This window comes from Desmonostoc vinosum (assembly GCF_059505385.1).
This window is the reverse complement of record NZ_JCACKM010000101.1, coordinates 1-11,595: the sequence shown is the minus strand read 5'-3', so window position 1 is coordinate 11,595 and position 11,595 is coordinate 1. Positions and strand designations below refer to the sequence as shown.

Sequence of the window (11,595 nt, the reverse complement as noted above, 5' to 3'; positions counted from 1 at the left end):
CATCAACTCGTAATGTCAAATTATTGACATTTTCAGTTAAACCATCAACTCGTAATGTCAAATTATTGACATTTTCAGTTAAACCATCAACTCGTAACGTCAGATTATTAACATTTTCAGTTAAACTGTCACCTCGTTCAGTAAGTTGAGCAATCATTTTGGTGTTAACTTGCTGCTGTTGGGCAACTTGCAGCAGAATTGTTTGGATCAGATCTAGGCGGCTGTGGTCATTGGGCTGTTCTGCTAAATCAGTCATTGCTGCTTGTTAACACTCACTTGCAATCTTTTCTTGAGCATATTATCTCTCAATCTTGATAGTTGTAGAAAACTACCAATAACACTTGTAGAGACGCGAAATTTCGCGTCTCTACATCACTGTTCCCTATTCCCTTCCTCAATGACTATCGCTTAGGTGTACCCAAACCACGACGCTCTAGCATTTGCCGTACCTGTGGACTAGGGGTGTAGTTATAGCCGTATGAGGAGTTTTCTGTATCATCCATCACTTGAGGTGTAAGCAACACAATTACCTCATTGCGCTGATTTTGTCTATTTGTACTTCTAAACAGCGAACCAATAAGTGGAATATCACCCAAGATTGGGATTTTTGAGACACTTGTTCTGTCTTGGTCTTGAATGATACCTGAGAGAATTAAAGTCTGACCATCCCGCAGGCGAATTGAGCCAGAATTTAGAGAACGCTCAGATACCAAAAATATTTGTTGACTGCCACCACCACCAACATTGATAGTTGCCGGGGCTTGCGGTGCTTTCACAACAGGGGCTACTGATAAAGAGACAAAACCGTTATCGTCAATTCGCTCAACTTTGACAGCTAGGGTTAAACCTACTTTATCTTTTTCGGCTGAAATTGTTTCTGTGGCAAGATTTGAGTCACGAACTATTTCTCGTTTAATGTTGCCTACTACTTCTTGAGTTAAGTTGACATTGGCCGTTTGACCTTCTTGCACAATTAGAGTTGGGTCAGTCAAAATCTTGGCGTTGCCATTTGTAACCTGAGCTTGCAAACTAGCAAGAAAACGTTTAGGGAATTGAAAAAGAGTCGGCAGAGAGTACGAAGCTGTAGCAGGAGTTCCAGGGCTTGTACCTGTGCCTGGAGTTCCCGGAGTAAAACTTGTAATGCCGGGTTGTAGCGGATCTCCTAAACTAGCCCTTGCTGACTGTACACTGTTACCTGTAACATCCAGAAATGTTTCTCCTGTAACAGGATTCTGGATAACTGGCGTACTAGTCACACTGCTCGTTGCCTCAGCTCTGGTAGCTGGTCTGGAACCATTGAAATTGAAAGATGCTGCACCACCATCATTGACAAAGAAGTTATTGCCAACCCCAAAAGAAAAGCTGGTGTTGTAGTCTTGGGTATTCAAGAGGTTAACATCAATAATCTTGACGTTGACTGCTACTTGACGACGGCGAATATCAAGCTGAGTTAACTGAGCTACTGCCACATCAACTAGCCGAGGAGGGCCAATTAAAGTCAGAGAATTGGTTCGCTCATCTCCCAATGCTTGCAAACCTCTAAGTAATGGGTTAGAGTCTTTGAACTCCGCACGTTGAGTTTCTAATCTGGTTTCGGTAGTTGTCTGAGTTTGAGTAATAGGCGCAGCTCCAGTACCCACAGGTACAGCATTAACGCTGGTAACTTGGCGTTCGCGGCTCACAGCACTTTCTGCTCCCAAGCCAACTAAGAAATTCAAGGCAACTCCTACAGTAACCTGATTGAGTCGCAAGCTACGCATCACCGTATTACGGGTGCCATTGGGTAGTTTAGTACCTACAAAAACTGTACGACCGTTGCGGTTAGCTTCTAAACCACTCAAGCGCAAGACGTAATTAAATACATCTTGCACCGGCTCATTTTCTATATCCAAAGAAATTGTGGAATTATCAGCCCCTGGAATGGGTTTACCATCTGGCCCAACTCCGGCTCCCATATAAGCTAAGTTCAAACCAGCAGCACGAGCCAGTAGTGACAAAACTTCACGTACCGGAGCATCTCGTAATACTAAGCGGGGAACGCGTTCTTGAGTGCCGAGGTCAACTGTGCTAGGAGAAGCATCGGTATTAGAAATCGCAATATCACCCACTGGTGGGGCAACAGCTCTCGGCAAAAATGGTGGAGCCTGACTCAGAGGCTGACCAGTACCAGAGGCTTGTGCAGGTGTACCGTCAATTGTGACTTCTGGGTTGGGAACGAGAACGTTAGGTTTTTGATTTGGTTGAGTTGGTTGAGTTGGTGTAGCAGCAGGCGTTGGTGCTGGTTTTGGCTGTGTTGGCACCGCTGCTGTAGTACCTACGGTTGGGGTAAAGCTGAGGGTAATGCCATCTTGCTTGCGTGTCACAGGTTGATTACTGGGTGCATCTTTACTTCCAGTTACTATTACCCGAATGCTGTTAGCATCTAACTGACCAACTTCAACAGAAGCAATTCCCGGTGCAGGGTTGTCTTGCTTAAAACTATTGCCTTGCGGTAAACGGAGTTGAGTATTGATGATATCCGCAACTAAAGCTTTGCCGCGTTTTGTCGTGAAAACTTGCGGGCGATCGCCTGAATCTGAAGTTTTTAAAACAACGCTAATTCCACCATCAACCGGATTTAACTTTACATCAGTAACTTGAGTGCTTTGTGCCCAAACTGGCTGAGCTGCCAAGAATGCAAAAGCAACAGTACCTAATATCAAACTATTACCGTGAAGCTGTTTCACAGTTCATTCCTCACCTGATAAAACCTTGTCAACAAATAATTTTTGAGTCGTTCGCTCTGAGTGCTGGGTATGTTTCTTGTGACTCAGAACTCAGCACTTTAAGTGTTTGTCAAGTTCGCATCATCACTTATTATTCAAAACTCTCCGCGTCCCCGCGTCCCCGCGTCTCCGTGTCAGTCTTCATGATAAGTCTTTAAACGAACATGATATTATTTCTTAGGAGCAGCTTGAGCTGTTGCTAAGTCCTCTGGTGTCATCGGCATCAATGCCTGCAATTGAAAAGTTGTGTTGAGCGTCGCTGGCCCTAACCTCACCACTTTGCCCGGCAGAGTTCTGACTTCTGCTGGAGCCAGTACCGATTGATAATCTCTGACTATCAACAAAGGCTGTAACCGCTCAATATTCCGCATGATCGATTGTGTTTGTTCATAGGTGCCGGAAATTTCGACATTGATGCTGATGCGTTTGAGCTTGCCATCAACCTGTTTCCCTAAAGAGCCATCGGTAATGGTTTCTGCTTGCTGTGACGCTGGCACAAACTTCTTCAATTTGGCTTTGGTGATATTGAAAGGAATTTGAACATTGCCAGACTCAACCAAGCGATTCAAATCCAGCAGCAATGTATCCAAAGTTTTCTCGTTTGCAAACAAACCTAAAACCTGAACTTTTTGCTGCTGTGCCTGCGCTAACTCTTCTTTGATTTTGCCGATTTGTTGGACGCTGGCTTTTTTTTGCTCAATTTGTCCTTGCAGTTCGGAGCTTTTGGCTTGCTGCTGCTGATACATATCCCAAGCTGGCATCACCATGTTTAACAACATGTATCCAGCTCCTGCTAAACCAAATATCCCTGCTAAAATGCCAATGATTTTTGGTGTAAAGGCAATGCCAAAGATAACGGGATAAGCTGGCGTTGCTGAATCAAATTCCCCGCCTTGCTCGGCAAAATTTAAATCATCACTCAGCGTCATTGTGTAATGACTCCTGTTTGTTGCATAGTACGAATCCGAGCTACTAGTCCCACTGTGCCTTTTTTCTCTAACTCCCGAATTAACTCAGAAGCTGGAACATCACTTAGAGTCGATTGAATAGTGTATTTAACTATTTGGGGTGGTTTAATTACCACACCATTAGTAGATTGCCTAGTAATTGGTGGTAATGGTGCATCAACTAAGGATGCGGTAATAATTTTGCTTTCTGAAGATTTTAAGAACCGAGACTGTTGCAAAGTTAGCAGGAAATCGTTGACATCGTTATAAGAGCGAGCTAATCCGGTAATTTCTATGCCACCAGCAGGATTATTTGGTGGCTTACCTTCCACAGGTGCAGCAGGTGGGATTTGCCTGATGTTTTCAATTTGTACTGTTCCTGGGATGCGATCGCGCATATCTTGCAACATTGCCGACCAAGGACGAATTTGGTCAAATACGGTAACTAAAGCTTGTGTTTGGGCTTTCACTGCATTGGTCTGATCTTTAATTTTGTTAATACTAGCTATTTCTGTATCTAACCTCTTGTTTTCTTGATCTAACTGTGCTACCGTCCCCTCTAATTCACCAATCTTCGCTTGTAATAACCACCAACCACCCCCCACCAAAGCTGGAAGACACACACCTAAAGCAACTCCTACGTACACTGGTGTAAGGCTCCCAGTAGGGAGTGTGATTCCCCCCTTCTTTTCGGGCTTCTTCTGGTAAATTGGGCGGTCTTTAAGAAAGTTAATATCCAGACTGTACATTCTCTCACACCAACTAAAAATAGAAATTATGGTTTGAGAACTCTCAAACAACGTGACTGTCAAGATAGACAATCCCAAAGCAATCTATTGAAAACCCTTAATTTCAAGACCTTTTAACTGTCTCTTAATTACGAATTACGAATTATTACACCTCCCGCATTCCCAAACCAAGTGCGATCGCCAAACCAGAGCGTTTTACTTGGGGATATTTATCGCTGTCAACTTCCAAAGACAGAGCTACGATTGGATCTATTTGGATAGTTGGTAAGCTTAATCTTTGGGTGAAGAACTCATCTAGGTTTTGCAGTCCACCACCAGGGCCAGCTAGGATAATCTGTGCTACCTCCAAATTTTCACTCTGATTTAGGTAAAAATCGATAGAACGGCGCAGTTCATCCGTGAGTTCTCCCAATACTCTGACTACAGCCGCCATTCCGGGGTTGATTTCGGTAACACCGGTTTTGCCGCCATCTCCGGGAGTAGAAGGAATACTCATTTCGTGCAACAGTTCCATATCTCGTGATGTCGGTAAACTCATTACCCTTGCCAAGGCAGTCTGCATCTGAGAAGTTCCAATCGGCACAGTGCGAGAAAATTGTGGTACTCCATTCACAATGATCGCTATTTCTGTGCTGTCGAACTCTATGTCAACCAAAACCGCTGCTTCTTGTGGCCCAAATTGCCGCAATTGCTCGCGAATTGTCCGAATCAGAGCAAAACTATTGATTTCTAAAACATCAATTTGTAACCCTGCTTGCTCGAATGTACTAACGTACGTATCCGTTACTTCCTTGCGGGTAGCAACCAGAAGTACTCGTACTTTTTCGATCCCATCCTCATCTACAAAATACCCAAGTTTCTGATAATCAACATCAGCTTCTTCGCGAGGATAGGGTAAATACAAACCTGCTTCATGGTTTAACACCATCTCTCGCAGTTCTTTGTCGTCTAACTCTGCTGGCACAGGTATGAGACGAACTATCGAATCTCGCCCTGGTACACCAGTAGCAACACGAGAGGTTTTGATTTTCGCCTCAGCTAGCGCCTGCTGAATTAATTGCGCCATTGCTGGAGGATCAGTAATTTGACCATCAGTAACTACACCCTCTGGAACTGGCACAGATGTAAAGGAGTCTATTTTCAAGCCCTGACGGTGCTTACGTAGTTGAACTACATTTACACGTTCTGGGGCAAGTTCAATACCAACACCTTTATGAGATTTGCCAAACAGATTATTGATGCTTTTAATCACAGTTGTGCCCGCTGGACTGCTAAATTGGAAATTTAAATAGACACAATATATTGCGTCTCTACTGGTAGTTGATTTAGCCTATAATCTCGACAATTCTGCATAAGATTTTCACACTGAGCAAGCGTAAAAATACTGGGAAGATGATTCAATTACGAAAATTCAAACAATTAGTTATTTGGGCACTGCTGGGCTTATTTACAACTTGGATAGTCAGTTGCAGCACGGGTAATGTCAGCACAAGTACAAAAAATATTCAGTTTTGGACTATGCAGCTCCAACCCCAATTTACCGAGTACTTTAATAAACTGATTGCGGATTTTGAGTCGCAAAATCCAGGTACTAAGGTGAAGTGGGTTGATGTACCTTGGGCAGCTATGGAAAACAAAATCTTAACAGCTGTCTCCGCAAAAACACCACCTGATGTTGTTAACCTCAATCCCGATTTTGCGTCTCAACTTGCTGGGCGAAATGCTTGGTTAAATTTGGATGAAAAAGTCTCAAATGAAGTACGTTCCTCCTATTTACCGAATATTTGGAAGGCAAGCACGCTGAATGGCAAGAGTTTTGGAGTTCCTTGGTATCTCACCACACGGTTAACCATTTATAACACTGAATTATTAAAACAGGCAGGTATCAATAAGATACCTACAACCTACGCAGAATTAGCACAAGTGGCGCAACAAATTAAAGATAAGACTGGCAAGTATGCCTTTTTTGTGACATTTGTTCCGCAAGATTCCGGTGAAGTGCTGGAATCATTTGTGCAGATGGGAGCCACTCTCGTAGATACTGAGGGTAAAGCCGCGTTTAATTCTCCCCAAGGTAAAGCCGCGTTTCAGTATTGGGTAGATATGTATAAAAAAGGACTGCTACCCAAGGAGTCATTAACACAGGGACATCGCCATGCAATTGATTTATACCAATCTGGAGAGACGGCATTTCTCGCTTCAGGGCCAGAATTTCTCAAATCGATCGCCACTAATGCCCCTACAATAGCTCAAGCTTCTGCGATCGCACCCCAACTCACCGGTGACACAGGCAAGAAAAATGTGGCAGTAATGAACATAGTTGTTCCCCGCGAAAGCAAACAACCAGATGCCGCCGTGAAATTTGCTCTATTCGTCACCAACGATCAAAACCAATTAGCCTTTGCCAAAGCTGCAAATGTTCTACCTTCTACAAAAAAAGCACTTGCTGATCAGTACTTTCAAGATGTTCCAGCCACCGCTACCACAATAGAAAAAGCACGAGTTATTAGCGCTAAACAATTACAACAAGCAGAAATATTAACTCCGACTTTAAAAGATTTCAACAAATTGCAAAAAGCAGTTTATGAAAACTTACAAGCAGCCATGCTAGGCGAAAAAACTGTAGATAAAGCCGTAGAAGATGCGGCACAACAGTGGAATCAGAGGTAAATTTGGGTAATTCGTAATTCGTAATTACGAATTACGAATTACGAATTATTTAACTCCCCTGCTCCCCATCCTCAACGGAATCTGAATTACAAATTCTGCTCCATTTCCAGGTGCTGAATGACACTCTAAACTACCATTATGGAGTTCGATAATAATTCGATAACTAATTGATAAACCTAAACCTGTACCCTTGCCAACATCTTTAGTTGTGAAGAATGGGTCAAATAATTTTGCTTTAACTTCCTCATCTATACCTAAACCATTATCAGCAATCCGAATCTCTGCCCAATCTTTATTAATAACCTTTGTAGAAATATAAATTTTGGGTTGATATTGCTTTTTTTCCTGCTTGCTCATTGCCTCATTCAAAGCATCAATCGCATTGGCAATAATATTCATAAATACCTGATTTAATTGCCCAGCGTAGCATTGGATCAAAGGCAATTGACCATAATCACGAATTATTTGAATAGCTTGTGAATTATCTAGCGATGGTTTGAGGCGATTGTTTAAAATAACTAGTGTGCTATCAATTCCTTCATGAATATTGACTGTTTTAAAGTTTGCTTCGTCTAGGTGAGAAAAAGTGCGGAGTGACTTGACAATTGTACAAATTCGTTCTACTCCAACAGTCATGGATTGAAAAAGATTAACAGAATCTTGTTTAATAAATTCGAGTTCAATTACTTGGATTTTTTGTTTAATTGCCTCTACTGGTTCAGGATAATACTGCTGATAAAGTTCTATTAGTTTTAGCAAATCTTGAAAATATATATTGGCATAATTTAAGTTACCGTAAATAAAGCTGACTGGATTGTTAATTTCATGAGCAATTCCAGCTACTAAAACACCAAGAGCAGACATTTTCTCAGATTCTATTAGTTTTATTTGCAAAGCTTTGAGATTTTTCAGAGCAGTTTCTAACTCATTACCTCGGTTTTCTAGAGCAGTTTGGGACTCTTCTAAACCTCGAATGACATTTTTCAGTACGACTTCTCTAACTTCACTAAATTTTTCAAGTTGTTCTCGTTCTGCTTCCGAACGTTCTAGTCTTTTTTTTAGAACCCGAACAGTTTTTTCTAACTCCTTGATTTTACTTTCGTAATCTGTAGATTCCATACACTTTTATTTTGTCCCTAAAAGTAGAGTGACAAAAGTTTCTTGATGATAATAAGTTGAACCTTGAAATTCTAGGGGTGCAAATTCACCGTAAGTGTAGAATCCACAAATAGGCACTTCTGTTGAAAGTGAATTTTTCACGAGTTGATACTCTTCCTTTGTTCTTGTGCCTAAAAACCAACGACGACAGCAACAGGAAAATAACAAAACGGCTTCTGGTTCAGTTCCGGGATAGTGTTCTAGGGCATTCTTAAAAGAAGTCTCTGTTGCAGCAATAATTTCATCTCTACTGATGTCTGTGACTTGAACCATTGCTTGCTCTGGAATATCGCCCAAAAAATTGATACTACCGATTTGAGTGTCGTAAGTATTAGGTACACGCATGTAGTAGCGATCGCTATTTCCTTCATAAACAGCTAATGGATGCTCTGCTGTCGGTGGGCGATCGCCCAAATAACGCTGATAAAATTCTAGTGCCGTTCTCCCATCAACCTCGTAGAGAACGGTTCCCTGAGCCTTTGTGACAAAACTTTTGTTTCCAATTGGTTGCCAACCACAAGCAATTCCATAGGAAAACAGTATATCTCCAGAAAATATCAAAATCGGCAAAGAATCTGTTAAAACTTTAGTACCGAAGAATTGATAAGTTGTTTTGAATCTATACTGATCCCCAGCTGTACCACCCACAATTGGCATTTGAGAACCCAAAGCTAGTTTTAATCCTTTAAGAATTAACTCACCATCAGTAGTTGTTCCATCTGCTGTATAACTAGCAGGCAAGGAAATACATAATTTAGCAATAGCTGTACTTTTTTCTGTGGCTTGTTGTACAGCTTGGTGAGCAGCAGCAATAGGATTATCCTTTACTGCATACCCAATACCAGCACGGATTTCTACAGTGTCAGAGCAAAAAAGCATCAGTGTTAAGGAATCTTGTTGAAACCCTAAAACTGACGATATCTCGCCATCGGTAGTACAACCAATCAAATCAATTCCGGTAAAAACTTTATCGATTTCCGGGAGAATTAAAGCATGATCAAAATCAATTGCAGCAAATAAGATACCTGCCTGAGGTTTGAGATCTATTAAATCGTCAGAGCATTGTTTTATGATTTCTGCAATTGCACTTTTAGAATCTGGATCTTCACTATGAGCAACAACAACTTTTAACATTTCTATTTTAATTGTGAACGTGTTTTAAATAGATTAATTTTCTCAATTAATGTAATATCAATTGAGCTTTGCTATATCCTAAATCAAAAGTTCAATAATTATGAGAAATTGCCGTAATGCTACTAATCATTCAAAATGAGGAGTCAGCCATGTGCTGAAGTTTACTCAGTTAAGGTTGCCCAAAAAATAAATGAAAGTAACTATTGTTAAAAAAAAGTTATACTTTTAGAATTTTTTATACTGTTGCAAAAAATGCCCAATTAAATAGAGAGAACCGCACAAAACAACTAAATTATCTGTTAGGGAAAAAGCTGATTTTAATGCTGATGATAAATCTGGATAAGTCTGGCAAAGGCTTAATTGTGGACAGATTTCATGAGCTAACTTTGCTAATTCTTCTGGATTGGCTGAACTATGATCTGGTACTGGGACTAAATACAATTTATCTCCCAATCGAAGTAAAGATTGAAAAATTTCTGCATGGTCTTTGGTGGAGAGCATTCCCATCACCCAAATCAGCTTTTGAGCATTTAAGCTATCTACATAATCTCGCAGTACTTGAGCAGCAGCAGGGTTATGAGCGCCATCAATTAATAATTTTTGTTGTCTCCAAGTTACCCATTGCATCCGTCCCGGCCATTTAGTTTTTCTTATACCTTCAATAATTGCTGCTTCAGAAATCTGCCAACCCTGTTGTTGTAGATTTTCCAAAGTGGCTAAAGCCAAAGCTGAATTAGTCAGTTGAATTTGTCCTGATAAGGGCAAAGGATACTTAATTAACTTGGAATTTTGAACTGATTCATATTCTGCCCATCCTATAGTGATTTGACGGGCGGGTTGAGGCGTAAAAATCGGACATTGTAATTCTAAAGCACGCGATCGCACAACTTTTTGTGCCTCTGGCGGCAATGGGCCAATCACAGCAGGACATCCCAACTTGAGAATACCAGCTTTTTCTCTAGCAATATCAGCAACAGTTGGGCCTAGTTGCTGCCAATGTTCCCGACTAATAGACGTAATCACAGTTACCAAAGGTTGTGAGCAAACATTCGTAGCATCCAAACGTCCCCCTAGACCAACTTCTACCACAGCCACATCAACTTGCTGCTGAGCAAAATATAACCAAGCTGCTGCGGTAATCACCTCAAACTGAGTTGGCGACTGTTCACCAGGACGAATAGCCGCTTTTACTTCTTGCAATAATTCGCTCAACTCCTGAGAAGAAATTGGCTGTTCGTTAACACAAATACGTTCTGTCCAATCAATTAAATGGGGAGAAGTGTAGCGTCCTGTACGATAACCAGCCTCAGTCAGTACCGAAGAAAGATAAGCACACACCGAACCTTTACCATTAGTGCCAGCAACATGAATCATCGGGACTTGGTGATGGGGATTGCCGAGATTTGCCAACAAATTGACAATGCGATCGAGTCCCAGATGCACACCAAAGCGTTGAAAAGGTTGTATTACGAGATCGATATCCACGGGTGGGGGGATGAGGGGGGTGGGGGGGATGAGGGGGATGGGGGAGACGCGGGGACGCGGAGAATAATCAATAGACCTCTTGCAAAAGTCAGATACTCGCCAGAAAATAAATTTTCTGGCTGATAACTCAAGTCGGTTGAAACCGACTAATAACAGTATTTTTAGTCCGTTTCAACGGACTTTTGCTATTAGGCAGAGACTTGAGTCTCTGACGGTTCAAGTATTTTTGCAAGAAGTCTAATAACAAATGACAATTCTCCAGGCCCCTAATCCCCACTGGGCTTCGCCCCGCTTCGCTAACGTGGGGGCCCTGAGTTCCCCATTCCCAATAAAACCGACTGTCCTCATCACGAGAAACAGTCGGTTAAAGATTGATGAAGTTAACTTAAGTTTAAGCTTCTCTGTCCAAAAAGGCTTGAACTTGTCTTAAAGCAGCAGCACCAATATTAAACAAAGCCCAACCAGCAGCAACCGCGATTGGTGCAAAAACGATCGCTACACGAAAATCAATATCCATATCTAGAGTCCCTCTCCTAAGTAGAAATTAAAGTTTTATCAACTATTCTCATTTTTTATTTTTAGCTGAACTGGGCATTTTTTACAGAGTCATATGTAAAGAATGATTAAAGTGTGGGAGTGGGGAGTGGGGAGTGGGGAGTGGGGAGTGGGGAGTGGGGAGTGGGGAGT

At 41.7% G+C, this 11,595-nt stretch carries 10 protein-coding genes and 1 pseudogene; 2 read left to right on the top strand and 9 right to left on the bottom strand.

The features are described 5' to 3' along the window. The 5 genes and pseudogenes from AC5JMF_RS16615 to pilM form a co-directional block, all read right to left on the bottom strand. Positions 1-256 (bottom strand): annotated as a pseudogene (locus AC5JMF_RS16615) (hypothetical protein); the annotation flags it as partial. Between the two features lie 145 nt (positions 257-401). Next, the gene (locus AC5JMF_RS16610; RefSeq protein WP_495796834.1) at positions 402-2,726 is read right to left on the bottom strand and encodes a secretin GspD/PilQ domain-containing protein; all 2,325 of its coding nucleotides are present in this window, start codon (positions 2,724-2,726) and stop codon (positions 402-404) included. Positions 2,727-2,935: 209 nt separating this feature from the next. Next, positions 2,936-3,694 carry a GspMb/PilO family protein gene (locus AC5JMF_RS16605; protein WP_495796833.1) on the bottom strand — a complete coding sequence of 253 codons (759 nt, stop codon included), beginning with the start codon at positions 3,692-3,694 and terminating at the stop codon, positions 2,936-2,938. After that, positions 3,691-4,461, bottom strand: coding sequence for a PilN domain-containing protein (locus AC5JMF_RS16600; protein WP_495796832.1), 771 nt, complete (start codon positions 4,459-4,461; stop codon positions 3,691-3,693). The genes AC5JMF_RS16605 and AC5JMF_RS16600 overlap by 4 nt, the downstream gene beginning before the upstream one ends. Positions 4,462-4,606: 145 nt before the next feature. Further along, positions 4,607-5,713 (bottom strand): type IV pilus assembly protein PilM, encoded by a 1,107-nt coding sequence (pilM, locus tag AC5JMF_RS16595; protein ID WP_495796831.1) that lies wholly within the window; start codon positions 5,711-5,713, stop codon positions 4,607-4,609. A gap of 140 nt (positions 5,714-5,853) precedes the next feature. Between pilM and AC5JMF_RS16590 the strand changes: the two genes are divergently transcribed. Next, complete coding sequence (locus tag AC5JMF_RS16590) at positions 5,854-7,131, top strand: ABC transporter substrate-binding protein (protein ID WP_495796830.1); 1,278 nt, start codon at positions 5,854-5,856, stop codon at positions 7,129-7,131. Positions 7,132-7,176: 45 nt separating this feature from the next. Here AC5JMF_RS16590 and AC5JMF_RS16585 read toward each other — a convergent pair whose 3' ends face one another. The 3 genes from AC5JMF_RS16585 to AC5JMF_RS16575 all read right to left on the bottom strand — a co-directional run bounded on the left by AC5JMF_RS16585 (position 7,177) and on the right by AC5JMF_RS16575 (position 10,908). Continuing rightward, positions 7,177-8,250 (bottom strand): sensor histidine kinase, encoded by a 1,074-nt coding sequence (locus AC5JMF_RS16585; protein ID WP_495796829.1) that lies wholly within the window; start codon positions 8,248-8,250, stop codon positions 7,177-7,179. A 6-nt stretch (positions 8,251-8,256) separates the two neighbouring features. Continuing rightward, positions 8,257-9,423: an FIST signal transduction protein gene (locus tag AC5JMF_RS16580; protein ID WP_495796828.1), complete on the bottom strand. Its 1,167-nt coding sequence runs from the start codon at positions 9,421-9,423 to the stop codon at positions 8,257-8,259. Between the two features lie 225 nt (positions 9,424-9,648). After that, positions 9,649-10,908 carry a bifunctional folylpolyglutamate synthase/dihydrofolate synthase gene (locus AC5JMF_RS16575; RefSeq protein ID WP_495796827.1) on the bottom strand — a complete coding sequence of 420 codons (1,260 nt, stop codon included), beginning with the start codon at positions 10,906-10,908 and terminating at the stop codon, positions 9,649-9,651. A gap of 79 nt (positions 10,909-10,987) precedes the next feature. On the opposite strand from AC5JMF_RS16575, the gene AC5JMF_RS16570 reads away from it, so the two are divergent. Further along, entirely contained in the window at positions 10,988-11,149 is a 162-nt protein-coding gene (locus tag AC5JMF_RS16570) for a hypothetical protein (RefSeq protein ID WP_495794438.1), read from the top strand. Between the two features lie 150 nt (positions 11,150-11,299). Here AC5JMF_RS16570 and AC5JMF_RS16565 read toward each other — a convergent pair whose 3' ends face one another. Next, positions 11,300-11,425, bottom strand: a complete 126-nt coding sequence (locus tag AC5JMF_RS16565) for a photosystem II protein Y (protein WP_495796826.1) — start codon at positions 11,423-11,425, stop codon at positions 11,300-11,302. Positions 11,426-11,595: the final 170 nt, after the last annotated feature.